Below are 26,407 nucleotides of genomic sequence, written 5' to 3'. Positions count from 1 at the left end.
ACGCCAGACACACGAGCGAAGTCTGCTATCGCCGCCGCGCCGCCACCGCCGCGGTCGGCAGCGCCGGCAGTTCTTCCATCACCCGGCTCAGCGGGAAGATGGCGATCGCTTCGGTGCCTTCGCGCAGCTTGGAATGAAGTTCGAACTCGCCGCCATGCATGGCGAGCAGGCCTTGCACGATCGGCAGGCCGAGCCCGGTGCCTTGCTCGGCGCTCTTGATGGCAATCGAGCCCTGACCGAAGGCCGAGAGCACCACCGGGATTTCGTCTTCGGGGATGCCGGGACCGTTGTCCTTGACTGAAATGTACTGTCCGCCACCCGCCGTCCAGCCGACGCGAACGCGGATTTCGCCGCCGGTAGCCGTGAACTTGATGGCATTCGACAGAAGGTTGAGCGTGATCTGCCGCACCGCCCGCTCGTCGGCAAACAGGCGCAGCAACTCATGCTCGAAATCCTGGACAATGCGGATATCCTTGTTGCGGGCCCTCAATTCCATCATGTGACAGCAATCCTCGACGATGTTGAGCAGCATCACCGGCTCCTCGTTGAGCTGGTAGCGGCCGGCCTCGATGCGCGACAGGTCGAGGATCTCGTTGATCAGGTCGAGCAGGTGCTGGCCGGATTCATGCACGTCATGGGCGTAGTCGCGATAGGTCGGGTTGCTCATCGGTCCGAGCACCTCGTTCGACATCACCTCGGAAAAGCCGAGAATGGCGTTGAGCGGCGTGCGCAATTCGTGGCTCATCGAAGCGAGGAACCGCGACTTTGCCAGATTGGCGTCTTCCGCCCGCCGCCGTGCTTCGTCCGACATCGATTTCGCCGTCTCCAGTTCGGCGACCAGCGCATCCTTTTCGGAGCGGAACGACAACAGCATCAGGGACGAGCGGTTGAGGTGACGGGCGACATAGGCGAAGAATGGCAACGACACGACCAGCAGCCCCGCCATGATCGCCCCGACCGGCATCCACAGCTTGACGCCCGCATAGGCATAGAGAGCCACCGGAACGGCAAAGGTTGCCAACAGGGCGCCACCCAGGGAAGAGGTCATGACGGCGGTCGCCGCCATGGCGACCAGCAGCACCACCGCTTTGACAACCTGGAACTGGTCGGGCAGGCAGGTGCTGCAGCCAAGCCAGACGAACCACCCCCAGCCGAGACCGCAAAGGAAGTGGCCGATCAGCAATTCTCTTTGTGTTTGCAGTGGGTTGAGCTCGGAAGCTTCAGTGCGCTCAATGCGCCGCGCCAGGAAGGTGACGATGATGTAGCAGGCGAGCGTGAACAGGGCCCAAAGGCCGATCTCATTGCCGACGCCGGCAAACCGGCCGGCTGCCGCGATCGCCAGGACGAGCAGCGGGATGGCGATGGCGCCGCTTGTCATCGCGCGGGCGTGGAGCTTCAGGAGTTCGCGATCAAAATCGGGATTGCCGGCCTGCTGCGAAAGACGGTCGCGCGTCTTGCGCACCGCGCGCGCGACATCGCTGTTGCGATGAGGTTTCCTGCGGTCCACTATGAACTTGTCCGCTGTGTTCGAGCGTTGCAAGGGCATGAAACTTCAATTTATGCGAGCAGCGGTTTCCAAGTGTTAAGCTACGTTCGAATGATTAACCAACCGTTTGCCATATGAGCCGTTCATGGGGCACGAGGCCGCGCCGGCGATACGCTGCGCCACCCCGAAGCTTGGGGCGCCGGCTGATGGATTACGGGCTTACCGTCATCATTCTCGGATTGCTGATCCTGTTGGCGGCTCGTCTCGACCGGGTGGAAACACGCAAGACGGAGGGTGTGGCAATCGTCAACGATGGCGATTCCATCACGCTTGGCGCCGAGCGTGTCCGTATGCGCGGTATAGACGCTCCAGAATATACGCAGACCTGCCGCAGGAATGGCGCCGACTATCCCTGCGGCACGCTTGCGCGCCAGGCGCTGGTGCGACTGATCGCCGGCAAGCCCGTCTCCTGTACCGGCTGGCAGCGGGACCGCTACGGCCGGTTGCTTGGCAACTGCACCGCCGGCGGCAAGGATCTCAACCGCGCGCAGGTGGAGGCGGGCTGGGCGGTTGCGTTTGGCGGCTTCGAGAGCGAGGAGGCCACGGCCCGTGCGGCAAGGGTCGGCATGTGGGCGGGTACATTCGACCGGCCGCAGGACTGGCGCGACAGCCATCACGGCGAAGTCGTTGAGAGAAAGCATGGCACGCTGGCGTCGATCGGCGATGCCGTGCGTGAGATTTTTCGGTTCTGGTAAACCCCGTAAGGGGTTGAACTCTATGGTTGTTGGGAAACCGGGAGGATGGGAATGAAGTTGTTCGACGGTGGCCGCGCACCCAATCCGAGGCGGGTCCGCGTTTTCCTGGCCGAGAAGGGCATTACTGTTCCGCTGGTGCCCATCGACATGGGCGCGCTGGAGCACAGGAAGCCGTCGGTCAGTTCGCGTAACCCTTTGCAGCGTCTGCCGGTGCTTGAACTCGACGACGGCACGATCCTCACCGAATCCGTCGCCATCTGCCGTTATTTCGAGGAGTTGCAGCCCGAGCCGGCCCTGTTCGGGCGTGGCGCGCTCGGCAAGGCGCAAGTCGAGATGTGGCAGAGACGGATGGAATTCAACCTGCTCAGTTGCGTCGCACAGGCCTTCCGTCACATCCACCCGGCGATGAAGGAATGGGAAATTCCGCAGATTGCCGAATGGGGCGAGGCCAACAAGCCCAAGGCCGTGGAATTCCTCAGGCTGCTGGACGATGAGCTGGGCAGCCGGGAGTTCATCGCCGGCGACAGCTATTCGATTGCCGACATCACCGGCCTGATCGCCGTCGACTTCATGAAACCGGCACGCATCAAGGTGCCGGACGAATGCGCGAATGTGTTGCGCTGGCACCAAGCCGTTTCCAGCCGGCCGAGCGCCGCCGCCTGACCATGATCCTGAAAAGCGGAAGCCAGTTTTCGGACGAGATCACGGTCGACGAGGATGCGCTCGAAAGCTTCGCCGAGACGGTTCGCGCTTGCCGCATCTGCGTCGAAAGTCCGATCGGCAAGCCACTGCCGCACGAACCGCGACCGGTGTTGAGACCATCGTCCAGCGCCCGCATCTTGATCGCCAGCCAGGCGCCGGGAACCAAGGTGCATATCACAGGCATGCCGTTCACCGACGCCTCCGGCGACCGCCTGCGCAGCTGGCTCGGGGTGACGAGCGAGGAATTCTACGACATCGATAAGTTCGCCATCGTGCCGATGGGCTTTTGCTTTCCCGGCCAGGATGCCAAGGGTGGCGACTTGCCGCCGAGGCGCGAATGCGCGCCGGCGTGGCGCGCGCCGTTGATGGCGTTGATGCCGCGGATCGATCTGGTGCTTACCATCGGCATCTATGCGCAGGCCTGGCACATGGGTGCCGTGCGCCGACCTTCGCTGACCGAAACGGTGATGGACTGGCGTGCCATCTGGGATCAGCCCGGCAGCCGGAAAGTGCTGCCGCTGCCGCATCCGTCGTGGCGCAACACCGGCTGGCTGAAGAAGAATCCATGGTTTGAAATGGATTTGCTGCCATTCCTGAGATCGGAAATCCGCTATCGTCTCGATTGAACTTTCAGCAAGAAATCACTCGCTTTTTGCTCGATCGGCAGAATTTCTTTCTTGTGGAAGGCTCCAATAAGGCGGAATATAGCCAATCTATTCCCCCGGAGAGAAAAAGATGGACCGCCTCGATAGAAAAATTCTCCGCCTCTTGCAGGAGGACGCGACACTCGCGGTCGCCGACGTTGCCAAGAAAGTCGGGCTGTCGACGACACCTTGCTGGCGGCGCATCCAGAAGCTTGAGGAAGAGGGCGTCATCAAGCGGCGCGTCGCCATCCTCGACCATGAAAAGGTCAATGTGCGGGTCACCGTCTTCGTGTCGATCCGCACCAATTCGCACAGCCATGAATGGCTGCGGCGGTTTTCCGAGGTCATCCAGGAATTTCCCGAAGTGGTCGAGTTCTACCGCATGAGCGGCGATGTCGACTATCTCCTGCGCGTCGTGGTGCCCGACATCGCCGCCTACGATGCCTTCTACAAACGGCTGATCGCCAAGATCGAGATCCGCGACGTGTCGTCGTCGTTCGCCATGGAGCAGATCAAATACACGACCGAGATCCCACTGGATTACATGGTGCTGGACAAGGAATCTGGCGCCAACGCCGCTTGAGCTGACCGGACTTCTCAGTTCTTTTTCTTGTTGAGGAAGCTCCAGGGTGAGTTCACCGGCAGCGTGATCGTGTCTGGCACGCTGTCGACGCTCACCACATCGGCCTTGCGCACGGTGTAACCGGACTGGATGACGCTGACGCCATCGAGAATGAACAGCTGGCTTTTCTCCATAGCCGGCTTCAGCGCGCCGGTGACGGCAACCGGCTGATAGGCCTCCGACATCTTGTAGGGGTGGGCCAGCGTGACCAGCACGATCTGGTTGGGCGGCGGCGTCGGCATGTGGCTGCAGGCGCCCGTCCACGGCACCAGCAGGAACTGATAGACAAGGTCTCCGTCGCGATCGACGGGCAATGCATAGCCTGCCAACTGGATAGTCTTGTCCTGCAGATTCAGGGACAGCGTCTCGCCATGGTCGGGCAATTTTGCCGCGATCATCGTCAGCCCGACGTTTTCGGCTGCGGTCTGCGTCGCCGGGCGCAGATCCTTCCAGAATATGTGTGTGGTCTCGGCCGAAGCGCTGGCGGCGGCCACGCACACAAACAACGCCGCGAGCGCTATGGATGATCCGATATCGTTGCTCATTGGCCGCTTCCTTTGGACCCGAGTAGAGACGCCGCTGCCAATGGCGTCAACGCTCGAGCCGCATCACATGTCTGCGAGAACCGGCCATGCCGATCTCGTGGAACCCGCGAGCCGCAAACATGTCGCGAAAGCCCATGAAGCTGTAGCTCGGCGATGCCTGATCGACCGGATAAGCCTCGATCGTTCGGGCCCCCTTGGCGAAGGCGTGATCGATGGCCGCGTCGAGCAGCGCGGATGCCAGGCCACTTCCGCGCAAAGCCCTTGGCACGTAGAAACAAACGATCGACCAAATATCGGTCTGGCTGTCGTCCTGTTGGCGTGACAACCTGCGATAGGTCTGGCGTGGCGCGACCGAGCACCAACCGACGCTCTTGCCGTCAATGAGGGCGAGGATGCCGACCGGCGTGCCGGCGTCGACAAGCGCCATCATGGCCCGCTTTTTCTCGTCGCCCTCGACTTGCTCGCGGCTGGGCAGATAGCGCCAAGCCATGCACCAGCAATATTTCGGTGCGCCCGGCTGTTCGAACAGGTTTTCGAAATCGGCGCGCGTCGAGCGCGTCACTTCCGTAAAGCGGATTTCAGGTCCGTCAGGCTTTCCTGGCGGCGAGGCGCTCGAGCGTCCTGGCATCCGATAGTTCCTTCACAGCATCCTTGCCGATCCAGCGCGCCGTCTTGTCCGTCGATTGCGCGAGCCTTTCGGCGACAGCAAATGCAGCACCGTGCATTTCCATTGATCGCTTGCCGATCGAACGAAGGGCCCAGTTGATCCCCTTTTTCACGAAGTTGCGGCCGTCGGTGGCATGCGCTTCGATGATTGGCAGGAAGGCGAGAAAGGTCGCTTCCGGCTCTTTCTTCCGGTGGACGACGGACCAGGCCATCATGGCAAAAGCCGTGCGTCGAACGAACTCCCGTTCGTCGGCCGCGAACTCGCCGATCAGTTCTTTCCAGGCGTCAGTGTCGACGAAAAGGTCCGAGACGCCATCGACGATATCCCAGGAGTCGAAACTCGACGCCCATTGCCTTGCATCGTCGGCCGAAAACCGCTTCGGGTCGGCCGTGACGGACGCAATGAACTGCGCCTCCATGATCCCTGTCTGCCACAGCGCGAAAGCGCGCTCATGGTTGCGTTTGATTTTCCTGGCAATCTGCCGCTGCACGCCGTGCGAGATGCCGAGCGCACGTTCGATCTTGATGCCGTAGCGCAGCATGCCAAGGCGATTTTCCTCCGAGCCGATCGAGCGCAGATGCGCGACGATTTCGTCGGCACTGGATTGGGGCGAAAGCTCGGTCATCGCGAACCTTATTTTTCCAGGCGCGCCAGCAGCGAGGATGTATCCCAACGCTTGCCGCCCATCGCCTGCACATCCTTGTAGAACTGGTCGACAAGTGCTGTCACCGGCAGTTTGGCTCCGTTGCGGTCGGCCTCGGTCAGGCAGATGCCAAGATCCTTGCGCATCCAGTCGACGGCGAAGCCGAAATCATATTTGCCGGCATTCATCGTCTTGTGCCGGTTCTCCATCTGCCAGGAACCGGCCGCACCCTTGGAAATCACCTCGATCACCTTCTCGATGTCGAGCCCAGCCTTCTTGCCGAAATGGATGCCTTCGGCCAGACCCTGCACGAGGCCGGCGATGGTGATCTGGTTGATCATCTTGGTGAGCTGGCCAGCACCAGCCGATCCCATCAAGCCGACCATGCGGGCATAGGCATCGATGACGGGCCTGGCCCTGTCGAAAGCTTCCTGCTCGCCGCCGACCATGACCGTTAGCACGCCATTCTCGGCGCCTGCCTGGCCGCCGGAGACCGGCGCATCGAGAAACGAAAAGCCACCGGCCTGCGCGGTCGCCGCCAGTTCGCGCGCGACCTCGGCCGAGGCCGTTGTGTTGTCTATGAAGACCGAGCCTTTCTTCATCGATTTGAAGGCACCTTCGGGACCTGTCGTCACCGAACGCAGATCGTCATCATTGCCGACGCAGGAGAAGACGAAATCCTTGCCCTCGGCCGCCTCCGCCGGCGTTAGCGCGAGGCTGCCGCCATGCTGGCCAACCCATTGCTCGGCCTTGGCCTTGGTGCGGTTGTAGACGGTGACGTCATGGCCACCCTTGTTCCTGAGGTGCCCGGCCATCGGATAACCCATCACGCCAAGACCGAGAAATGCCACAGATGCCATGATCTTATCCTTCAGACGGAAACGAAATTTGCTGCAAAAGCTCTAGGCTCTGCGCTCATTTCGTCAAGACGCCTGTGGGCTCATCGACTGGTGCAGGCAGTATATGGAACCAGTCAGCGTTTCAGGTGAATGGTGATCCGGCGTTCGATCCATTCAATGCCATGACGCAATATCTCGACCATGACGAGGTAGACGACGGCGACCCAGATATAGGCCTGAATGTCGAAGGAGTTGGCGAAGGCGAGCTTTGCGTTGCCCATCAGGTCGTAGACGGTGATGATGGCGACGATGGCCGAAGCCTTGATCATCAAGATGAGTTCGTTGCCGTAAGGCCGCAAGGCAACAATCAAGGCCTGCGGCAGGATGATCTTGCGCAAGGTCTGCAGTTTGTGCAGGCCCAGGGAAGCAGCGCCTTCCCACTGGCCCCTGTGCACGCTCTCGATGGCGCCACGCAGGATTTCGGCCTGGTACGCGGCGGTGTTGAGCGCAAAGGCAAAGACGCCGCAGTTGAATGCATCCTTGAAAAAATCCCAAAGCGTGAATCGGGCGACGGACAGCCCATCGCTAAAGACGGGAAGGTAGATGCCGAATTCGCTGAGTTGCGGCCGGAAAGAGCCGACGCCGTAATAGACCAGAAACGTCTGGACCAGCAGCGGCGTGCCACGGAAAAAGTAGACATAGCAATAGGCGAGGCCGGACAAGATCCGGTTCCTGGACATACGGCCGTAGGCGACAGGGAGCGACAGTATTGCCCCAAGCACCATCGCTATGGCGACCAGCCACAGGGTGACCCCAAGCCCGCTCAGATAGGCCGGCGCATACTTGGCAAAGAAGGCCGGATTCCAGGCAAGGACGAGATAGGCAACAATACCCAGGCCGAAGGCTATCCATAGGCCGACGAGCGCATAGCCGGCGATGCGGGGACGCGGCCAGCCCCGCGCCCGTGGCGGTGGCCGTTCGACCATGGTGGCTGTGGCGCTCATCGTTGTGCCTCCCGCCGGCCGAGCGAGCGCAGGATGGCGCTGGTGGCGAAGGACGAAACGATGGCCAGGCCGAGAAAGACCAGGGCCGCTACGCTGTAAAACAGGAACGAGTGCTTGGTGACGCGAGCCGCCACACCCGCGTTGCGCAGCGTCTCGGCGAGTCCGACGACCGACACCAGCGATGTATCCTTGAGCAGACTAAGCCAGCAGTTTTCGAGACCGGGAAACGCGATACGAAGCAGCTGCGGCAAGATCACCTTGCGCATGGTCAGCCAGTTGGAAAGGCCGATGGCATAGCCGCCCTCATACTGGCCTTTCGGTATGGCGCGGAATGCCGACAGGAAAACTTCGCTGGCATAGGACGAGAAGATCAGGGAAAGCACGATCATGCCGGCGACGAAGCCGTTGACGTCGATGGTCGCGTCGGGCCGGAAATATCGGATGAGATGCTGCAGCAGAATTGGCACGCCGAAGAAAAACAGGAAAAGCGTCACCAGTTCCGGCAGGCCGCGGAAGACCGTGGTGTAGATGTTGGCGGCGAGGCGCAGCGAGGGTTCTTCGGACTGTTTGGCGTATGCAATGAAAAAGCCGATCGTCAGCCCGATCGGCAGCGTGGCGAGTGCGAGCGCGACGGTAACCAGGGCGCCATAAGCGATATCATCAAGCCAGCCATCGGGTCCCCAACTAAGAAGTGTCCATAAGCTCTGGGCTGGCATTGACTGGTCTTGTCTCCACGGCGATCACAGAAGACCTAGAGGCGGCGGGAGACCCCCGCCGCCTCTGTCATATTATCAGGATTCGGCGCCGAAGACGTCGAACTTGAAGTACTTGTCGTTGATTTCCTTGTACTTTCCATTGGCGCGAATGGCTTCGATGGCCGCATTGAACTTGTTGACGAGATCGGTCTCGCCCTTGCGTACGGCAATGCCGGCGCCCGGTCCGAAGATGTCGACCGGTTGCGGCGAAGGCTGGCCGAGAATCTTGCAGCATGCGCCATCAGGCGAATCCAGCCACTGCTGAAGCACAACAATATCGTCCTCGATGGCGTCCAGGCGACCATTGGCAAGATCTGCCTGCTCCTCGGGGCTGCTCGGATAGCCCTTGACGGTGCTGTCAGTGTAAGTCTTCGAGGCATAGTTGAAATGCGTGGTCGTGGTGGCGACACCAATGGTCTTGCCAGCGAGATCTGCCTTGGTCACGCCTTTCAGGGTGCTGTCTTTAGGCACGGCCAGGGCCGACGGCGTGTTGTAATATTTGTTGGTGAAGTCGACCTTCTCCTTGCGCTCCGGCGTGATCGACATCGAGGCGACGATGGCGTCGAACTTGCCGGCCTGGAGAGCGGGGATGATGCCGTCCCAATCCTGGGCGACGAAGGTGCACTTGACCTTCATCTGGTCACAAAGCGCCTTGGCGATGTCGATGTCGAAACCGACGAGCTGGCCATCGGCGGTGAGGTTGTTGAAGGGTGGGTAGGCGCCTTCGGTGCCGATCCTCAGGGTCTTTTCCTGGGCCTGGGCTACGCCGAGCGTCAGCAGCGCAGCCGATGCGGCAAGCGCGATACGCAGTGCAATACGCATGATAGTCCTCTCTTTATGGTCCCGGCCGTCGTTCCAAACGGCTCTGTGGGGCGGTGCTTTTGACCGCCCGCTGGCGCGATACTCCCACTCTTTCCAAGAAAAAAGCAACTGCAAAACCGCAAAAATGGGCAAGGCTATTCTGCCGCAGCGTTAGCTCTCAAGCAACGAGCCCAATGTCCCGCTCGATGAAGTCGGCTATTGATTTCACATCGTCGAGATCGAACACCGGCAAGAGCTCGCCTTCGGCCGCAAAATCGGCGGCGACAGCGACGATGTTGGGATCCGTTGCCGATAGCGGTGTGCGGTCCTTCGCTTCCAGCCGTCGGGTTTCGATCTTGCGGTGGGCTTCGCGCTTGTAGCCTTCGACCAGCACCAGATCGCACGGTGCGAGCCGAGACAGGATCGCCTCCAGCGTCGGCTCATTCTCACCGCGCAGTTCGTGCATCAGCGCCCAACGGTTTCCTGACACGATCGCGACTTCGGTGGCGCCAGCCTGCCGGTGGCGGAAGCTGTCGGCGCCCGGCTTGTCGATGTCGAAGTCATGATGGGCGTGTTTCACCGTCGACACCTTCCAGCCGCGCCGGACAAGTTCGGTGACCAGCCTTTCGGTCAACGTCGTCTTACCGGAATTCTTCCAGCCGGTGATGCCGAAGACGCGTCTGTTCATGATTTCATGCTCCGCAACAAACGTTCAGCCTGAACAAGATCATCGGGCACATTGATGTTGAAGAAGGGGTCGACCGGTTGGCCTGCGGATTGCGGAACCGGGAATTCCACCTCGACAAATCCATGCCGGTCGATGAAGGCCGAAACCCGCCTGATATCCTCATCGACCAGAAAGTGCCGCAAGGCGTCGCGACAGTCCGTCGGCCACAGCGCGAAGGTCGGATGGCGCTTGCCGGCCGAGCAAGCAACGGCAATCGAACCAGGACGCTGATCGGTGGCTGTCGCCAGTCGTTCGACAAGATCCAGCGGCAGGAAGGGCGTGTCGCCGGCAGCGGTGACGACAGCCTTGCAAGCCGTGTTGGCGGCGGCCCATTCGAGGCCGGTCAGGATTCCGGCAAGCGGTCCGGCAAAACTGGTCACAGTGTCGGCAAGCACTGGCAGCTCGTAGCGTGAGAAGCGTGTGGCGTCGCCGTTGGCGCTGAGCGCCAGGGGGGCGACCTGCGGGCCAAGGCGCGACACGACCTGGTCAAGCACGCGACCGCTACCAAGCGGCAACAGGCTCTTGTCGCCACCGCCCATTCGTCTTGATTGGCCGCCGGCCAGAATGATCCCTGCAACATCTCGCTTCATGCCACCGAGCCTGTACGCCAGCCGTCGGAAATCACAAGAGCCGGCTAGATTCCATCCGGGACCATGCTTGGCCCGGTGCTTTCGGCGACGATCTTGCGCCGGCCGACGACCCGCTCGCGGTAGAGCGCATAGAGGCCGGAGCCGATGATGATCGTGGCGCCGACGATCATCGGCAGGTCAGGAATGTCGGCGAAGACGAACAGGCCAAGCAGGATCGACCAGATCAGGGCCGTGTAGCGGAACGGCGCGATGAAGGAGATGTCGCCCGCCCGCATCGCCATGATGATGAACTGGTAGCCGATGAGCACCAGCACCGCGGCGAGCGCCAACAAGGCTGTGCTGTTTCCCGTCATCGGCGTCCAGCCCCCCATCGGTGAAAGCAACGCGGCTCCCAGGATTGTCATGGCAAACGCGGTGGCGGTCGACACCAGCAGCGTCGGAATGGCCTTGGGAATCCGCTTGGTGGCAAGATCGCGTACCGCACAACAGGCAACGCAGGCCAGCGCCACCAGCGAGTAGACGCTGAACCCCTCGAAACCTGGCCGCACGATGACCAGCACGCCGGCAAATCCGATGGCGATGGCCAGCCAGCGCCGCCAACCGACGCCCTCGTTGAAGACCAGTGCCGCGCCCATCGTCACCGCCAGCGGCAACGCCTGGAGGACCGCCGAGACACTGGCGATAGGCAAATGGGCGAGCGCGATCAGGAACGTCACCGTGCCGCCGGCTTCGCCGAGGACGCGCAGCGCCACCATTGGCTCGAGCATCGAGCGCAGCCGAACGAGGGCACCGCGCTGCCAGGCAAGCGAGCCGACGAACAGGGTGGCAAACGCTCCCCTGATCAGCATGACTTGCGCCATGTTCATCGATTGCGACGAGTATTTGGTGATGGCGTCGTTGAGGGTGAAGCCGGCCATCGCCACAACCATGAACAACGCGCCGCGAAGGTTTGGAGAAAGGGGCAAGATGACTACCGGCTCTGCTTTGCATGAAGCCTGTAGCAGTCGGGCATGAAACAGCAACAGCAAAGGGCTGGGCCACAGGATTGTCCGGTGCCCAGCATATCGCCTGCCATGGCGGCGGACCTTATTTCTTCGGCGTCAGAATTTCGGTGCCGTTGCCTTCCTTGCCGGCGATCGTCCACAGGCCGTGCAGCGACCCGTCATCCTCGACCTTGTAGACGACAAGGCCGATGTCCTTGCCCATCACATAGCCAGCCGAGAAGGCGTCGTCGTTGCGCATGCAGATACCGTCCGAGGACGAGCCGCCCGTCTCCCAATGGATCGCGCAGGTCGTCCCGCTGGTCAGCGTGATGGTGGCTTCGCCACCATAGGCCGAGCCGTCGAAATTGGTGCCGGCGACCGTATACGTGCCGCCGATCGACTGGGCCGCAGCGGGCAAGGTGGCGAGGCCAAGCAATGCGAACGAAAGAAGAAGTTTGCGCATGGTGTATTCCCCCGGAGCGAAAGACCGCTACGAGACGGAGGCTAAGCGGGAAAACGCCACCGGTAAATCAGGCGAACATTCGCGTGCGGAGATTTGTCCACGGTGTGGCCGAAAATGCTCATGGTCCCTTGAGGCTGCCGGCGATGGCGCCGACCAGCGGATCGTATTTCGATCTCAGGGCCGGCGGGTAATCGATCCAGACCGTTCGGATGACGCCATCCCGGCCGAACAGACGTCGCTCGTAAAAGATCTTTCCATCCTTCAAGCCCGACAGCGCCACCCAGTCCTTGCCGGCCTTGCTGTAGGTGACCTTGTAGCCGGGTTCATTACTGGCTTTCTCAGCCGAGACGAACCCCTTGGGCGTGTCGTCGTCGACGTTGAGGATCCCCGAGCAGATCAGGCTAGCGCCGTCGGCACTCAGCCATTCCTGTCCGTCGCCATTTTCCGGCTCGGGCTGGCGGTCGGTGAAGATGTCGTTGGGAAAGGTGCAGACGGTGCCGAAGCGCTCATTGGTGTAAGTGAATGGCGCGGCAATGGCGTTTGTCGCTGCAATTGTTGCGATAACCGCCAGAAATGAGGAACGACTCAGCATATCCCGCCTCGAAGCCAATGACCCGGAGGCGATCCTGCATGAATTTCGCGAAAAGATCAGCCGCCGGTGACGCTCATGTGCCGCGAAACGGAGGGGCGGCTGGTCCGGCGGTCGATGATGAAGTCATGGCCCTTCGGCTTGCGGCCGATCGCTTCGTCGATGGCCTCGGCGACCAGCTCATTGCCTTCGGACGCGCGCAAGGGCGCGCGCAGGTCGGCGGCATCCTCCTGGCCGAGGCACATATAGAGCGTGCCGGTGCAGGTCAGCCGGACGCGGTTGCAGCTTTCGCAGAAGTTATGCGTCATCGGCGTGATGAAGCCGAGCCGTCCGCCGGTCTCGGCGACATGCACGTAGCGGGCCGGGCCGCCGGTCTTGAAGGGAATGTCGGCCAGCGTGAACTGGCGTTCCAACGACGCGCGCAGCAGCGACAGCGGCAGGTACTGGTCGGTGCGGTCGGCATCGATCTCGCCCATCGGCATGGTTTCGATGACCGTCAGGTCCATGCCGCGGCCATGCGCCCAACGCATCATGTCGGGCAGTTCGGCGTCGTTGAAATCGCGCAGCGCCACCGCGTTGAGCTTGACCTTCAGCCCGGCCGCAAGTGCTGCATCGATGCCTTGCATGACCTTGTCGAGATGGCCCCAGCGGGTGATCTTGTGGAACTTGTCGGCATCGAGCGTGTCGAGCGAGACGTTGATGCGCTTGACGCCGCAATCGGCGAGCTCGGCGGCGAAGCGCGACAGCTGCGAGCCGTTGGTGGTCAGCGTCAATTCTTCCAGCGCGCCGCTTTTGAGATGCCGCGACAGCTGGCGCACGAGGTGCATGATGTTCTTGCGAACCAGCGGCTCGCCGCCGGTTAGGCGCAATTTCCTGACGCCTTTTTCGATGAACACCGTGCACAGCCGGTCGAGTTCTTCCAGCGACAGCAGGTCCTTCTTCGGCAGGAAGGCCATGTCCTCGGCCATGCAATAGGTGCAGCGGAAGTCGCAGCGGTCGGTGACCGACACCCTGAGATAGCTGATGGTGCGCCCAAAAGGATCGATCATGTCCATGCTTCAAGCAATTCCCGTGGCCGTGAGCGGCATCGTTATATATCGCTATGTGATACGATCCGGCCTGCCATTCAAGATACCGCTTCTCGATCTTTGGTAACATTCCCTGGCCGACATCGCATGTCGGCTCACCTCAACGGCCTTTTCCCTTCCGGCGAAGCAGCGTAGGGAAGGGTGGATTGCCACGGGATCGAACATCATGACCGCACCCAGGGAACTCCGGGTCTCGAAGGACCGCAAACTGCTGTCGGTCACCTTTCCCGATCATCGGCCGTTCGAACTGCCGGCAGAGCTGTTGCGTGTCGCTTCGCCATCGGCCGAAGTGCAGGGCCATTCGCCGGACCAGCGGGTGACGGTCCCCGGCAAGCGCAATGTGGCGATCCTGAAGATCGAGCCGGTCGGCAACTACGCGGTGCGCATCACCTTCGATGATTTCCACGACACCGGCATCTTCACCTGGAATTACCTGCACACGCTCGGCCACGAAAAGGACGAGCGCTGGAATGCCTATCTCGCCGAGCTTGCTGAAAAGGGTTTGAGCCGGGATCGCTAGGCCGTCGCTGTCGTCAAAACGTCGTCGATGTGGGGTAGCGCCGGCAAAGGTTTGGAGACGAGGAAGATGTCGGTCATCACCACGGTCGAGCAGATCGAGGCACTCTATGGCGTTCCTGGCGAAGCCTCGTTGGTCAAGGAACTCGATCACGTCATTCCGGAATACGCAGCCTTCATCGAGGCCTCGCCGTTCGTCGCGCTGGCAACCAGCGGACCAGAGGGCCTGGACTGTTCGCCGCGCGGCGATCTCGCCGGTTTCGTGCGCATCGTTGATCCGAAAACGCTGATGATGCCGGACCGTCGCGGCAACAACCGCGCCGATTCGCTGAAAAACATCATCCGCGACCCGCGCGTCGGTCTTTTGTTTCTCGTGCCGGGCTCCGGCACGACGCTGCGCATCAACGGTCGGGCCCATATCACGACGGATACAGCGCTGTGCGCGTCGTTCACCGTGGACGGCAAGGCGGCGCGCTCGGTCACGGTCGTCGATATCGATACGGTCTACTTCCAATGCGCCCGCGCCATTGTCCGCTCCGAGCTGTGGAACCCGGCGAGGCATGTCGACCCGAAGTCGCTGCCGACGCCCGGACAGATCCTGGAAATCACCAGCCGCAGGAACATCGACGGCGAGACCTACGACAAGGAATGGCCGGAGCGGGCGAAGAAGACGATGTGGTAGGTTTCGGGGCTGAAAGGGCTAGAGCATGATGCCGAAAAGTGTGAAGCGGTTTTCGGACGACATCATGCTCTATCTCTTTGATTTAGAGGCGGATTCAGATTTCAGGTCGATCCGACCTGAAATCATCCGGCTCTAGGCGTCTTTCAGCACATCATAGATCTTGCGCATCTGCTCGCCGATCATGTCGCATTGTTCCGGTGTCGACTGGCTCATCGCCTTCTCGATCAGCGCCATGTGCACTTTCAGCGCCTGCATCAGCAGCGCCTCGCCGGCTTCGGTCAATGCAAGCCGCAGGATGCGCTTGTCCTTCTCGTCGCCTTCGCGGCGCAGCAGGCCACGCGCCTCCAACTGCGGCAGGAGCATGGTGATGTTGGAGCGGCCGACGAGCAGCTTGCGGGCAAGGTCGTGCTGCGACATGCCGGGGTGGCGATAGAGGTTCATCAGCACGTCGAGCTGCGCCGGCTTCAGGTCGAGCGGCGCCAGTTTCGTCGCCAGCGTGCGTTCAAGCACATGGCAGGCGCGCGCCACTGCGACCCAGTTGCGAAAACGCGGGTTGTCCCAAGGTAACTCTTGTTTATTGTTCATCTTTGAACTATTATGTTCATGCTTGAACGTATGGATGGATTCTCACTATGGCATCAATCGGGCTGAAGGTCATCCGGCGGGTGTTTGGTGCGGCTGAGCGTATTGCGCCGCGCCTGACCGGACGCGCGGCTTTCGAACTGTTCTGCCGCACGCCGAATGTGAAGATGCTCAGCGATGGCGAGCGCCGCGCCGTCGACCGTGCGGCCGCGTTCATGACCGAGGCACGCCATCATCGGCTGAAGACCGCGACCGGCTGCGTCATGGTGCACGAATTCCGGCCGGAGCCGGGCAGGGCGGCCGCCGGCACGGTGCTTGTCGTGCATGGCTGGCGTTCGCGCACCGAATATATGCGTGCGCTGATCGAAGGCTATCGCGCGGCCGGCTACAGGGTGGTTTCGCTTGACCTGCCTGGCCACGGCCAGTCGCAGGGCCGACGGCTGAACATGGTCAATGCCGTGGATGCGGTTCGGGTCGCCGGCCAATGGTTCGGCCCATTCGTGGCTGTTGTCGGCCATTCCTTCGGTGGCGCCGTCGCCGCCAATGCCCTCGCCGGTTCGGTCAAGAACATCCCGCCGCTGGTGGCCGGACGCCTGGTGCTGATCGCGGCGCCCAGTTCCCTGCCGGCGATCTTCGCCGACTTCAGCCGCATGCTCAATGTCGGACCTCGCTCGCAGGCCGCCATGGCGGACCGTGTTGAACATCTTTCCGGCCGGCCGCTGCACGAATTCACCGGCGACCGCCAGCTCGCCGATGCGCCGGTGCCGACCCTGGTCATCCACGCACCCGACGACCGTGAAGTTCCGGCCGACCATGCAACACGTTATGCCGGTGCCGGCGGCCATGTGCGGCTCTACTGGGCTGACGGCCTCGGCCACCGCCGCATCCTTGCCGACAAGGGCGTGGTCGGACGCGCGGTCGGTTTCGTCGGCGAGCATCGCGAGCCGTCGCTGCTGCACTGAACGGCCATCGAGGCTATTTCTTCTTCCCGCCGGGCTCGACCGGCAGTCCGGCCGCCTTCCAGGCGGTGTAGCCGCCAAGGATGTGCTTGACCGGCGATAGTCCCATGTCCTGCGCCGTCTTGGTGGCCAGCGCCGAGCGCCAGCCGCCGGCGCAGAAGAAGACGAAGCTCTTCCCCGAAGCGAAGAACGGCTTGTGATAGGGGCTATCGGGGTCGATCCAGAATTCCAGCATGCCGCGGGTGACATGCTTGGCGCCGGGGATCTTGCCGTCGCGTTCGACCTCGCGCGGATCGCGCAGGTCGACGAAGATGGTGTCTTCATCGTCAAGCAGCCCGGCCGCTTCCTCCGGCGACACCACCTCGATCTCGGCATTCGCCTCATCCAGCAGTTCGCGATACCCTTTTTTCACAGGCTTGTCCTCCCGACCGGCTGGCTGTCTGGATTTGCAGCACAATGGCCGGCGTTTGTCACGCTCTGTCCGTGCCGACCATCGTCTGCCACGCCGCCATCGCGCCGGCCACGGTTGCCAGAAGCGCCGAATGCGAGGCGCCGTCGCGGGCCTGGATCGACATGCCGTGCTGGACCGTGGCGTAGAAGGTGGCGGCAGCGCTGCAATCGAATCCGACCGGCAGTTCGCCTTCGGCAACGCCGCGTTCGAGACGCGTGCGCAGGGCGGAATGATTTTCGGCGCGCCGACGGCGCAGATCGTCGCAGATCGCGCCGCGGCTGGAGTCCTGGTGCAAAGCGCCGAGCGTTATCAGGCAGCCCTGCGGGCGATCGGTCTGCGCGTAGGCTTTCGCCGTCAGGCATAGAAATTGTTCGATCGCCTGCCGCGCGGTCGGCGCTTCCTCAAGCGCCATCCAGATGTCGGCACCCTCGGTGCGCGAATAGAAATCGGTCGCCTCGAGGAACAGCGCCTCCTTGCTGCCGAAGGCGGCGTAGAGGCTGGGCGAGTTGATGCCCATGGCGGCGGTCAGCTCGCTCATCGATGCGCCTTCGTAACCGCGAGCCCAAAAAACCTCCATCGCCCGGCGCAAGGCTGCGGTTCGATCGAAGGTGCGGGGGCGGCCTCGTTCAGGCATGACGCTCTTTTCTGTGTTGATCGATACATAATTCAGTTGACGTGGCTGGGCAAGGCTGACAGATATTTGTGTATCGAACGTTACAAAAAGGAGAAATCGATGTCATCCAGCAGCTTGAACGGCAAGGCCGCGCTCGTCACCGGCGGCAGTCGCGGCATCGGTGCGGCGATCGCGCAACGGCTTGCGGCCGACGGCGCCAGTGTCGCGCTGACCTATGTGCATGGCGAGGAGCAGGCCCGCTCGGTCGTTGCCGAGATAGAGGCCAAGGGCGGCCACGCCATCGCCATCAAGGCCGACAACCGCGACGCAGCGGCCATAGACAAGGCCGTCGAAGACGCCGTGGCCGCGTTCGGCCGGCTCGACATCCTGGTCAACAGCGCCGGCATCTGGCGTGCCGCACCCATCGATACCCTATCGCTCGCCGATTTCGACGAGACCATGTCGATCAATCTCAGGGCGCCGTTCATCGCCTCGAAGGCGGCGGCAGTGCATATGGGAGAGGGCGGCAGGATCATCTCGATCGGCAGCAATCTTGCCGAGCGGGTGACCGACACCAGTCTTGGCGCCTATTCGGCCAGCAAGGCGGCGCTGGTCGGCCTGACCAAGGCCTTGGCGCGCGACCTCGGCCCGCGCGGCATCACCGCCAATGTCGTCCACCCCGGTTCGACCGACACCGACATGAATCCGGCCGATGGCCCCCACGCCGAACACCAGCGCCAGAAGATGGCAACGCCGCGCTTTGGCAAAGCCGAAGACATTGCCGGCATGGTCGCCTGGCTCGCGGGACCGGAAGGCCGATTCGTCACCGGCGCGGCGCTGACCATCGACGGTGGCGCCAACGCCTGATCCCCGGAGGATTTCCCCGGGCCGGAGCGAAGACACCTCGCTCCGGCCGTCACGATGTTGTGAAACCGTTCTGCAACAAGCGTTCCAAAATTTATGGAAGCTTAACGAAATCAGTATGAATCAGTATAGTCGCGCCTTACATCCGCCATGCGGTGAGCGAGATCGTCTTAACGGTGCGGAACGGGAACCGGGTACAACCGGGCGGGTGATTCATGAAATTCCTCCGAAACAAAGCAACCGTGATGCCGCTGGTGGCGATCTCGGCAACGCTGGCCTTCGGTGTGCCACAGGCAGGCGCGCAAGGGCTCTTCGACATGCTTTTCGGAGGTGGCGTCAGGCACGAGCCGCAAGGTGAGTTTCCACCCGCGCCGCCCAAGCACAAGCCGAAAGTGCCGGGTGGCGGCGGCGTAAAAATCAGCAGCCCGTCCTACTACACCTACAAGGCCGATCGGCTGGTGCGCATCGACTTTTCGGCGCTGACCGCGGCGCCAATGCCGGCGGCCCCGCAGGATGCCGCTTTCGTGCCATCGGCCACGGGGGCTGCGTTCCACGACGCGATTGCCGGCTTGAGCGACTACGAACTCTATGCCGAGCCCGATATCGCCAAGGCGCTGATCGCCTACTACTCGGCCAATCCGGATTTCATTTGGGTGACGGGCACGGGCCTCAACAGCCGCGCGCAGGATGCGGTGCGGGTGCTGGGCGAGGCATCGAGCTACGGCCTCGAGCCGGCAGACTACATGGTCAACGTGCCTGCCGCCAGCGCCTCGCCGGCCGACGCCAATGCACAGCTGAAAGAGCTCGTCCGCTTCGAGATGGCGCTCTCGGCCCGCGTGCTGCGGTATGCCCATGATGCCCAGAGCGGCCGCGTCGAGCCCAACCGCATGACCGGCTACTATGATTTCCCGGCCAAGCCGCTCGACTTGCAAGGCGTGCTGAAAACACTGGCGCATACCCAGGAAGTGCGCACCTATCTCGAATCTCGGCATCCTCAGAATGCGGAATACCAGGCGTTGCGCGTCGAACTGGAAGCCCTGCAGGCCAGCGCCGAGAACGAGATCGTCGTCGACCCCAAGCTGTTGCTGAAGCCGGGCGAAACCAGTCCCGAACTGCCGAAGCTGCTGACCCTGATCGCCCGCAATCTCGATGACGAGATGGGTGGCGCCTATGGCGAGACCCTGGCGAGGCTGGCCACCAGCGAAGTCTATGTCCCGGAACTGGTTCCGGTGATCGAAGCCGTGCAGAAGAAAGCCGGCATGAAGGGCGACGGCGTCATCGGACCGCGCACCGTCGCGACGCTGGCCGGAACGTCCAAGGCCGACAGGTTGCTGAAGGTTGAGGTGGCGCTGGAGGAACTGCGCTGGCTGCCTTCCGATCTCGGCAGCCCGCGTGTCTTCATCAACCAGCCGGCCTTCACCGCGAGCTACATCGACAATGGCGAGGAAAAGCTGAAGACGCGTGTCGTTGTCGGCCGGACCACCAACCAGACCGCCTTCTTCTACAACCAGATCAAGCAGGTCGACTTCCATCCCTATTGGGGCGTGCCGCAGTCGATCATCGTCAACGAGATGCTGCCCCGGCTGCGCAGCGATCCCGGCTATCTCGACCGGGCCGGCTACGAGGTCACCGATTCGCGCGGCAAGCGCATCCCTTCGTCGGCGGTCGACTGGGGCGCGTATGGCGCCAACATTCCCTACAGCGTGCGCCAGCAGCCGAGCGAGGCCAATGCGCTGGGCGAGCTGAAGATCCTGTTCCCCAACAAGCACGCGATCTACATGCACGACACGCCGCAGAAATCGTTCTTCCAGCAGGATATGCGCGCGCTCAGCCATGGCTGCGTGCGCCTGCAGGATCCGCGCGGCATGGCGGCCGCCGTGCTCGGCACCTCGGTCGACGATATCGCCGAGAAGCTGAAGCACGGCCATTCGACCGAGGATGTGACGCGCAAGATCCCGGTCTATGTCGCCTATTTCACCGCCTGGCCGGATATGTCCGGCAAGGTCGAATATTTCGGCGACGTCTACGATCGCGACACTCGGCTCAAGCAGGCATTGGACGCCACCGAGGCGGTGCGCTCGCCGTCGAGTTGAGCGACGGCCTTTCTCGGCTTCTAGAGCGCGTCGGCTGAAACAGTTTCAGCCGAGCTCGAACAGCGGGCGCCTGAAACCCGCGTCGCGTCCGGCGATCAGCCAATAGACCAATCCGGCGACAAGGCCGGCGGCGGCGATGATGCCGATGTCGGCCCAGCGCTCGGGGTCCATGTCCTCCGCTGAACTTGGCCAGATCAGGAAGAACCCGCCGGCGGCGGCCGCGGCGCCAAAAAACATGTGCAGCAGGAAATTGCGCAACGAGAAGAGTTCGGCAATCAGCGCGAAGATGAGCGTCTGCAGTGCGGTCACGACAATCGTCAGGAAATAGACGAACATGCCGAGCGGCGGAACCACAAGGACGGCGATCGGCGAGACGCCCATGACGTCGAAATAGGCGGGCGCGTTGGGTAGGGAACTGAGCGCGGCGTAGATCGCCACGACAGCGATCAAGCCGACCAGCACCGATACGAGGTAGCCGGCCAACATCATCAAAATGCGCTTCAGCACGTGCTTCGCCGTCGCCATGCCCATCCCCCATGCGGCGCCTATGGGCCGCAGTCAGCCATCAAAGCGAGACTGACGCAAGGGGAGGGGCAGGATGGTGCAGGTGGTCGCTCCAGACCAATGACAAGCTCGACTTGCGGTGGAGACCACCAATTGCGGAGGTCGGCGACGCCCCTCATCGCCCTGCCGGGCGTTCGTCGTTCGAAAAGCCAAGCAATTGGCTTTTTCGTCCGCTACGCGGACCACTCCTCAACTCCCCGTATAGTGACGGGGAGAAGGGGCTGACCGCAACGACGGCGCTCGTCTTGCAACGCTGGTGATGGGCGAAACCGGCGATGAGAGCGCCCCTCTCCCCGTCACTATACGGGGAGAGGATGCCGGCAGGCAGGTGAGGGGCAGCGCCACGCGGAACACGAAGCGGCATTCAGGCGCCGCCGCACATATGCTCCGAGTCCGGCAGCGCCCACGACGCCTTGATGGCGAGATCGATGCCGTAGTAGACGCGGCCGCGCTCATCGTGCTTGGGGCAGTCCCTGGGAATCGAGATCAGGCACATGACGGCCGCGTCGCCGACCTTCGAGGCGGCCAGGCCAGGGTCGCGATCGTAGGAGACGGCGCCGCCGTCATTGGTGAATGTCGCGGCGCTGCCGCCATCCGGGTTGGCCGTTTCCAGCGGATCGTCGCCAAGCCGCGTGGTCAGCGTCTTGATATGGGTGGAGGCGCATTGGCCGATTGCCGAGGGCAGCGGCTGATCGGTCTCTTTCGGGTTTCGCGCCGCGGCTTCCAGCGCCTTCTTGCCGATCAGCGCGATGTTGTAGTCCTGCACCCATGGCGGCGCGGCGCCATAGGTTTGCAGTGCGTTGTTCAGCGCGCTGACGATGCAGGCGGTGTCGCTCTTGCAGGCATTGCGGTCGGCAATCAGCCCTCGGGCGATCCTGCGCTTGTCGCCGCCGAACGCCGGCTCGAAATCCTTGAACGCCTTGGCGACCAACAGGTCGATGGCCGACAGCTGCGGATCGGCGCAGATCGCCTTTTCCGCCGGCAGGCTTGCCTTGGCGCAGTCGAAGGATGGCCCATCGGCCCGCGCCGGAACGGCCCCAAGGATGCCGCCGGCCAGAATGATGGCCAGCACGGCCAGACGACGGGTTAGAACGGAAGATCGCATGATTGCCCCCAAGCCACGATTGCCCAAGGCGCGGCCCACGCCCTGGCATGCATGTCATACCTCAAGAATGGACAATTTTGGGCGAGGCCAGGGCAATCGCCCAGACCAATGACCTTCGACTTGAGGCGAAGACCACCATCGCCGAAATCGGCGCCGCCCCTCATCGCCCTGCCGGGCACTTCTCCCCGTATAGTGACGGGGAGAAGGGGCTGGCCGCAACCTCAGCGCCATTCTGGTGACGCTGGTGATTGGCGAAATCGGCGATGAAGGCGTCCCTCTCCCCGTCACTATACGGGGAGAGGATGCCGGCAGGCAGGTGAGGGGCGGCGCCAGCGCCAGGAAAGGCCAATAGACCTAAATTCAAGGCGCGTGCCGACGCACTCTATTTGGGCTCGGCGGTCACGGGATCGTAGGTGATTTCGACCTTGGCCTTGTCGGATGTGTAGTAGGTGACGACGTAGGCGCCGCTGTCCCAGTCGACTTCCTTGACATAGCGAAAGCCGTCGCGCTTCTCGACCTTGGCGAGGATCTCCGACAGTTTCTTAGCGTTGGGCGGCGGCAACAGGGGCTCATCCGCGGCAAAGGCCGGCCCGCCGGCGAGAAGAACGGCGACGCTTGTCGCCAGCAGAAATCTGGACATGCTTTCCCTCAAGTTCTCGTCGGACGGAAACTCGCTGCCATGCCGGTTTGTTCCGCAGCTGAAGCGCGTGGCGATTGAGTTCACCGTTTGCAGCTTTCGGAAGAAAAACCGATGCGCCAAAAAAACACGATGCGCCGCTTCAGTATTCATGGCCATATTATGTTGGCGGTTCATTGGGGGTCACTATGCGCGCGCGTCATGTCGTCTTGGTTGCACTGTCAGTGCTTTCCATCCCGGCCGTTTGCATGCCCGTGCAGAAAGCCACCGTTGGAACCTGAACGCTACACGGTCTATTGCATTGGATTGCGATGTTGAGGAAGCAGGCGCGCTTGGGCGGCCCTAGCCTTGGTCCTCATAGGCTGCGAGTGCCTTGGCGACGCCGGCAATGAGGTGTTCAGCATCACTCGCGTGTTCAAAGGCGATTCCGGTTTGCGCAAACTCAAGTGGCGAGTAATCAGGCGCCATCCGCTTGACCTCTGCCATAATGCGCTGAGCTTCCTTCAGTTCGCCGAGTTGAGCGTGACACCCCGCCAGCCTTGCCAGTCGCCAGGGGGTCCTCGGGGGGACCTTGGACATGCTGACAAGCGCTGCCTTGTAATCTCCCGCCGAGTATTGGGCGATGGCGCGATCATAGTGGTACCAATCAGGATGGATCGGGTTGATCCGTATCGCACTGTCAATCGCCGCGAGTGCTTCAAGCGGCCTGCCTCTCATCGTGAGCAAGTAGCCCATTTGCGCAATCGTATCGGCGTCATATGGATTGAGGTCGAACGCGCGTTGAAGGTGATGTTCGGCCGCTTCGAACCGACGGGCAGAGATCAAGGCCTGGGCAAGCACGCGATGGCAGCGTGGCTCTTCCGGCGCCAGCGTCACCGCACACTCCGCACGGTCGATCAATGAAGCAAGCAACGCCGAGGATGCCTCGGCATAGCCACCGATAATGAGATCGGCGAGCGCGGTGTAGGAGTGCGCCAAAGCATAGGTCGGGTCCTTGTCGACCGCAGCCTGAAAGAGGTCGCGCGCGGCCTGATTGTCGTCATCGCCATAACCGCGCAGCCGGGCCAGTCCACGCAGGACAAGCTCATATGCGGCCAGGCTATCGGGAGGCTTCGGAGTTGCCTGCTTGATACCCGCGTCGTCAAGCCGAGCGACCAGCCGGTTCACCACACGGCTGGCGATTTCTTCCTGCATGTCGAAGATCTGGCCGCCAGAAGCAGAAAACGTATCGCTCCAGAGGACTTCACCCGTCGAAGCGGTCATGAGACTGACGGTGACCCCCATGCCGTCTGCGCGGGTCGTCGCCCTGCCGCGGACCAGATAGGTTGCGCCGAGGCGGTCGCCAACGGCACGCCAATCGGAAGCGGAATCCGAGACAAATGCAAATCCGGAATTGCGCGCCAGCACAACGACCGTTCCGAAGCGAGCCAACGCATTGACAATGTCCTCGGCGAAACCGTCGACCAAAGGGGAGTCGTCCGGCGCACCTTCATTGCTGAAGCGCAGGACCGCAACACTCGGCTGTCCAGAGCGCTCTTGTCTTGGCGTATCGGGAAGAGAGAGGACGTAGCCGCGTTTGGCAACCGTGCGGATAATGGTTTGGCTTTCGTCCTGCAGCGCCTTTCGCAACTCCCTGACCGCCTGCGTCAGTGAGTCCTCGGTCACGAACACATCGGGCCATACCGCTGACATCAGTTCAGACTTGGTCGCGACACGCCCGACATTCCGGCTGAGGTAAGTTAACAGATCAAACGCCTTGCAGCGCAGAGCAACGGGTTTCCCATCGCGCACAAGCAGCCCGCGGGCAAGATCAAGCTCGCAACTGCCAAGTGCCAGTATGGGCCCACCGTTTCCTTGCGACATCGAATGCCGATCTGACCAGCTCGACCAAACGCAGCCTGATTGGGGTCCCAATCGGCTCGGACGTCAAGGGATCAGAGGAATTTGACCTGTCTTCACCTTGGCTGGAAGTCATCCGCCTCTCCACGGCGATGATCTCCAGCATTTCGAACATTGTTCCAGGCATGGGCGCACAAGGGGACCCAACCATGACGCTGGACGCAAATTCCAGCAGTTCCTGCCGGGCGGCTTGGCGCGTGTTCTCATTCAGCGACATGTTCGACCTCATCCGGTTCGTTCTTCAGAACAATGCAGCCTATGAACGGCCGCGTACCGGAAGATTTCTGAAATTCTGCTGAATCTCTCCCCTTGTCGCGCTTGCGGTCGGGGGAGGCCGCCCGCTTAACTTACGCGGCGCGTCGTTGAGCGGGGTGGAGACCTGAACGGGCTCGGCGAGGGTCGACGGCGGTCACGATGCTGTGGTGGTGATCGCAATAGACGCGATCCGGCGAAGTTGGCCCAGCACAAAAACGGTAACCGCCAGGTACTGACGCGTCTTCGCTCACCGGGTAGCGGCACTGATAGACGCCGAGCTGGATGAGGGGGACGTCTCTCGAAGTTGGTCTGATATTTTCAGGCATGGTTTTCAGGTTCCTAGTTCATGGCCATCTCCGGCTGACGGCCGCAGTGCGACCGCGTCAGGGCGAGCTTCTCTCGTTTTGGAGGGCTGTGGATCACCATATGGTGTTGGTCACAGCATCAATGAAGCCCAAGGCCCTGCTTTCGGAAGCCAGTTATTGCGACTTAAGGCCACACTTACCGCTGGGGTGCGGTTGACAGCGCGAAGGCACCCGGCGGGCGATGTTGTCGCCCCCGGGTTAATCGGCAGGCGGGGTGAGGGGTGGCTTGTGGGCTCAACGCGCTGCGCTTTCGGTTTTTAAGGGCCCTCAACCGGCCAGCCCCGGGAGGGCGATCTGCGGGTGCGAATAACATTTTGTCAGCAGACAGTATGGTCGCGTCCCAGAGCATCTCTCCGAACCGTTGCGCCGGTGCTATAGTGAGCCCGCATGATCAGACAGCAGGGATATGAGGCATGCCCGAAGTCACCCGCCGTACACTGCTCGCGTTCGCCGCCGTGGCCTCGGTCGTTGAACCGACGCTTGCTGAAGGGGAAGGCGCCTCACCCGAATTGCGGGCGCTGATCGGAGCCCATGAAGCGACCTATGTCGGGCTTTACACGGTTGTTCATCAAGCGGGCAGTAGCAGCCACGAACGCAAGAGGGCAGACCGGATTGAACAGGACGCATTGCTGGCCATCTGCTCCTATCCTGCGATCAGCCGAGGCGACCGACGGGCTAAGGCCGAGTACCTGTTGACCGCTGAGGCTCGGGGCGAACTCGACCTGGAAGAGCACATGCAGGCCATCCTGCACTCGATGAAGCGCTGATCGCGGCTCGACGCCATTGTCTTTCCGCGCTGGCGCGTGGTTGGTCGCTCATACTGGAATTCCCACCGCACTCAGCCCGTCGTCGAAGCGACTGCCCCAAGCGTGGCGACGCCGGCTCGAACTAACGGTTTGCATAACACCTGCTGTCCGTG

The 26,407-nt window shown here is 62.0% G+C and carries 33 protein-coding genes; 11 read left to right on the top strand and 22 right to left on the bottom strand.

The window, feature by feature from the left end; genetic code table 11:
- Positions 1–25: 25 nt before the first annotated feature.
- Complete coding sequence (locus tag AC1D08_RS28765; protein ID WP_477424618.1) at positions 26–1,546, bottom strand: sensor histidine kinase; 1,521 nt, start codon at positions 1,544–1,546, stop codon at positions 26–28.
- 74 nt (positions 1,547–1,620) lie between these two features.
- Between AC1D08_RS28765 and AC1D08_RS28760 the strand changes: the two genes are divergently transcribed.
- The 4 genes from AC1D08_RS28760 (at position 1,621) to AC1D08_RS28745 (ending at position 4,170) form a co-directional block, all read left to right on the top strand.
- On the top strand, positions 1,621–2,241 hold the full coding sequence (locus tag AC1D08_RS28760) for a thermonuclease family protein (RefSeq protein WP_095091522.1): 621 nt from the start codon (positions 1,621–1,623) through the stop codon (positions 2,239–2,241).
- A 51-nt stretch (positions 2,242–2,292) separates the two neighbouring features.
- Complete coding sequence (locus tag AC1D08_RS28755; protein WP_095091523.1) at positions 2,293–2,904, top strand: glutathione S-transferase; 612 nt, start codon at positions 2,293–2,295, stop codon at positions 2,902–2,904.
- Positions 2,844–3,569 carry a uracil-DNA glycosylase family protein gene (locus AC1D08_RS28750; RefSeq protein ID WP_457153121.1) on the top strand — a complete coding sequence of 242 codons (726 nt, stop codon included), beginning with the start codon at positions 2,844–2,846 and terminating at the stop codon, positions 3,567–3,569. The genes AC1D08_RS28755 and AC1D08_RS28750 overlap by 61 nt, the downstream gene beginning before the upstream one ends.
- 109 nt (positions 3,570–3,678) lie before the next feature.
- Positions 3,679–4,170: an Lrp/AsnC family transcriptional regulator gene (locus AC1D08_RS28745; protein WP_006205209.1), complete on the top strand. Its 492-nt coding sequence runs from the start codon at positions 3,679–3,681 to the stop codon at positions 4,168–4,170.
- Between the two features lie 14 nt (positions 4,171–4,184).
- Here AC1D08_RS28745 and AC1D08_RS28740 read toward each other — a convergent pair whose 3' ends face one another.
- From AC1D08_RS28740 to moaA, 13 genes are all read right to left on the bottom strand, one after another.
- Entirely contained in the window at positions 4,185–4,754 is a 570-nt protein-coding gene (locus AC1D08_RS28740; RefSeq protein WP_477424616.1) for a DUF3299 domain-containing protein, read from the bottom strand.
- Between the two features lie 46 nt (positions 4,755–4,800).
- The gene (locus tag AC1D08_RS28735) at positions 4,801–5,382 is read right to left on the bottom strand and encodes a GNAT family N-acetyltransferase (RefSeq protein ID WP_457153939.1); all 582 of its coding nucleotides are present in this window, start codon (positions 5,380–5,382) and stop codon (positions 4,801–4,803) included.
- Positions 5,342–6,046, bottom strand: a complete 705-nt coding sequence (locus AC1D08_RS28730) for a DNA alkylation repair protein (RefSeq protein WP_457153938.1) — start codon at positions 6,044–6,046, stop codon at positions 5,342–5,344. Before AC1D08_RS28730 ends, AC1D08_RS28735 begins: the two co-directional genes overlap by 41 nt.
- Before the next feature lie 8 nt (positions 6,047–6,054).
- A complete protein-coding gene (locus AC1D08_RS28725) occupies positions 6,055–6,924 on the bottom strand; it encodes an NAD(P)-dependent oxidoreductase (protein ID WP_477424613.1) in 870 nt (289 codons plus the stop codon).
- A gap of 113 nt (positions 6,925–7,037) precedes the next feature.
- The gene (locus AC1D08_RS28720; RefSeq protein ID WP_477424611.1) at positions 7,038–7,907 is read right to left on the bottom strand and encodes an ABC transporter permease; all 870 of its coding nucleotides are present in this window, start codon (positions 7,905–7,907) and stop codon (positions 7,038–7,040) included.
- Complete coding sequence (locus tag AC1D08_RS28715) at positions 7,904–8,623, bottom strand: ABC transporter permease (protein ID WP_095091530.1); 720 nt, start codon at positions 8,621–8,623, stop codon at positions 7,904–7,906. Before AC1D08_RS28715 ends, AC1D08_RS28720 begins: the two co-directional genes overlap by 4 nt.
- Positions 8,624–8,698: 75 nt before the next feature.
- The gene (locus tag AC1D08_RS28710; protein ID WP_095091531.1) at positions 8,699–9,484 is read right to left on the bottom strand and encodes an ABC transporter substrate-binding protein; all 786 of its coding nucleotides are present in this window, start codon (positions 9,482–9,484) and stop codon (positions 8,699–8,701) included.
- A gap of 157 nt (positions 9,485–9,641) precedes the next feature.
- Positions 9,642–10,151, bottom strand: a complete 510-nt coding sequence (mobB, locus tag AC1D08_RS28705; RefSeq protein ID WP_095091532.1) for a molybdopterin-guanine dinucleotide biosynthesis protein B — start codon at positions 10,149–10,151, stop codon at positions 9,642–9,644.
- On the bottom strand, positions 10,148–10,780 hold the full coding sequence (gene mobA / locus AC1D08_RS28700; RefSeq protein WP_457152141.1) for a molybdenum cofactor guanylyltransferase MobA: 633 nt from the start codon (positions 10,778–10,780) through the stop codon (positions 10,148–10,150). Before mobA ends, mobB begins: the two co-directional genes overlap by 4 nt.
- A 44-nt stretch (positions 10,781–10,824) precedes the next feature.
- On the bottom strand, positions 10,825–11,745 hold the full coding sequence (locus tag AC1D08_RS28695) for a DMT family transporter (RefSeq protein ID WP_457152140.1): 921 nt from the start codon (positions 11,743–11,745) through the stop codon (positions 10,825–10,827).
- A 121-nt stretch (positions 11,746–11,866) separates the two neighbouring features.
- Positions 11,867–12,226, bottom strand: coding sequence for a hypothetical protein (locus tag AC1D08_RS28690; protein ID WP_095091535.1), 360 nt, complete (start codon positions 12,224–12,226; stop codon positions 11,867–11,869).
- A 118-nt stretch (positions 12,227–12,344) separates the two neighbouring features.
- A complete protein-coding gene (locus AC1D08_RS28685) occupies positions 12,345–12,818 on the bottom strand; it encodes a hypothetical protein (protein WP_457152139.1) in 474 nt (157 codons plus the stop codon).
- Between the two features lie 56 nt (positions 12,819–12,874).
- The gene (gene moaA / locus AC1D08_RS28680) at positions 12,875–13,870 is read right to left on the bottom strand and encodes a GTP 3',8-cyclase MoaA (protein WP_477396621.1); all 996 of its coding nucleotides are present in this window, start codon (positions 13,868–13,870) and stop codon (positions 12,875–12,877) included.
- A gap of 199 nt (positions 13,871–14,069) precedes the next feature.
- Between moaA and AC1D08_RS28675 the strand changes: the two genes are divergently transcribed.
- Together AC1D08_RS28675 and AC1D08_RS28670 are read left to right on the top strand one after the other, a co-directional pair.
- Entirely contained in the window at positions 14,070–14,423 is a 354-nt protein-coding gene (locus AC1D08_RS28675; protein ID WP_095091538.1) for a gamma-butyrobetaine hydroxylase family protein, read from the top strand.
- 66 nt (positions 14,424–14,489) lie between these two features.
- Entirely contained in the window at positions 14,490–15,101 is a 612-nt protein-coding gene (locus AC1D08_RS28670; protein WP_457152137.1) for a pyridoxamine 5'-phosphate oxidase family protein, read from the top strand.
- A 132-nt stretch (positions 15,102–15,233) separates the two neighbouring features.
- Here AC1D08_RS28670 and AC1D08_RS28665 read toward each other — a convergent pair whose 3' ends face one another.
- On the bottom strand, positions 15,234–15,686 hold the full coding sequence (locus AC1D08_RS28665) for a MarR family winged helix-turn-helix transcriptional regulator (RefSeq protein ID WP_378916515.1): 453 nt from the start codon (positions 15,684–15,686) through the stop codon (positions 15,234–15,236).
- A 47-nt stretch (positions 15,687–15,733) separates the two neighbouring features.
- Here AC1D08_RS28665 and AC1D08_RS28660 point away from each other — a divergent pair, with 47 nt between their 5' ends.
- Complete coding sequence (locus tag AC1D08_RS28660; protein WP_457152136.1) at positions 15,734–16,645, top strand: alpha/beta hydrolase; 912 nt, start codon at positions 15,734–15,736, stop codon at positions 16,643–16,645.
- 13 nt (positions 16,646–16,658) lie between these two features.
- On the opposite strand, the gene AC1D08_RS28655 is transcribed toward AC1D08_RS28660, so the two are convergent.
- Both AC1D08_RS28655 and AC1D08_RS28650 read right to left on the bottom strand, forming a co-directional pair.
- Positions 16,659–17,054, bottom strand: a complete 396-nt coding sequence (locus AC1D08_RS28655; protein ID WP_457152135.1) for a rhodanese-like domain-containing protein — start codon at positions 17,052–17,054, stop codon at positions 16,659–16,661.
- Between the two features lie 58 nt (positions 17,055–17,112).
- Entirely contained in the window at positions 17,113–17,727 is a 615-nt protein-coding gene (locus tag AC1D08_RS28650) for a TetR/AcrR family transcriptional regulator (protein WP_457152134.1), read from the bottom strand.
- A 99-nt stretch (positions 17,728–17,826) separates the two neighbouring features.
- Between AC1D08_RS28650 and AC1D08_RS28645 the strand changes: the two genes are divergently transcribed.
- A complete protein-coding gene (locus tag AC1D08_RS28645; RefSeq protein WP_457152133.1) occupies positions 17,827–18,573 on the top strand; it encodes a 3-oxoacyl-ACP reductase family protein in 747 nt (248 codons plus the stop codon).
- Positions 18,574–18,785: 212 nt separating this feature from the next.
- Positions 18,786–20,663, top strand: coding sequence for a L,D-transpeptidase family protein (locus AC1D08_RS28640; protein ID WP_457152132.1), 1,878 nt, complete (start codon positions 18,786–18,788; stop codon positions 20,661–20,663).
- Positions 20,664–20,708: 45 nt separating this feature from the next.
- On the opposite strand, the gene AC1D08_RS28635 is transcribed toward AC1D08_RS28640, so the two are convergent.
- From AC1D08_RS28635 to AC1D08_RS28620, 4 genes are all read right to left on the bottom strand, one after another.
- Positions 20,709–21,194: a hypothetical protein gene (locus AC1D08_RS28635; RefSeq protein ID WP_167392387.1), complete on the bottom strand. Its 486-nt coding sequence runs from the start codon at positions 21,192–21,194 to the stop codon at positions 20,709–20,711.
- Between the two features lie 397 nt (positions 21,195–21,591).
- Entirely contained in the window at positions 21,592–22,332 is a 741-nt protein-coding gene (locus AC1D08_RS28630) for a lysozyme inhibitor LprI family protein (protein ID WP_457152131.1), read from the bottom strand.
- A 382-nt stretch (positions 22,333–22,714) separates the two neighbouring features.
- Positions 22,715–22,972: a PepSY domain-containing protein gene (locus AC1D08_RS28625; protein WP_457154209.1), complete on the bottom strand. Its 258-nt coding sequence runs from the start codon at positions 22,970–22,972 to the stop codon at positions 22,715–22,717.
- A gap of 339 nt (positions 22,973–23,311) precedes the next feature.
- Positions 23,312–24,832, bottom strand: a complete 1,521-nt coding sequence (locus AC1D08_RS28620; RefSeq protein ID WP_477424608.1) for a winged helix-turn-helix domain-containing protein — start codon at positions 24,830–24,832, stop codon at positions 23,312–23,314.
- On the opposite strand from AC1D08_RS28620, the gene AC1D08_RS28615 reads away from it, so the two are divergent.
- Positions 24,799–25,167 (top strand): hypothetical protein, encoded by a 369-nt coding sequence (locus tag AC1D08_RS28615; protein ID WP_477424606.1) that lies wholly within the window; start codon positions 24,799–24,801, stop codon positions 25,165–25,167. The two genes, AC1D08_RS28620 and AC1D08_RS28615, sit on opposite strands and share 34 nt — an antisense overlap.
- Before the next feature lie 48 nt (positions 25,168–25,215).
- Here the strand turns inward: AC1D08_RS28615 and AC1D08_RS28610 are convergent, their stop codons facing one another.
- On the bottom strand, positions 25,216–25,449 hold the full coding sequence (locus AC1D08_RS28610) for a GcrA family cell cycle regulator (protein WP_457154207.1): 234 nt from the start codon (positions 25,447–25,449) through the stop codon (positions 25,216–25,218).
- A gap of 452 nt (positions 25,450–25,901) precedes the next feature.
- Here AC1D08_RS28610 and AC1D08_RS28605 point away from each other — a divergent pair, with 452 nt between their 5' ends.
- Positions 25,902–26,255, top strand: coding sequence for a hypothetical protein (locus AC1D08_RS28605; protein ID WP_457154206.1), 354 nt, complete (start codon positions 25,902–25,904; stop codon positions 26,253–26,255).
- The last annotated feature ends 152 nt before the right edge of the window (positions 26,256–26,407 follow it).

This window comes from Mesorhizobium sp. P2_E6, assembly GCF_056403835.1.
Note: the sequence above shows the minus strand (reverse complement) of the source record. Positions and strands in the feature narration are given on the sequence as shown.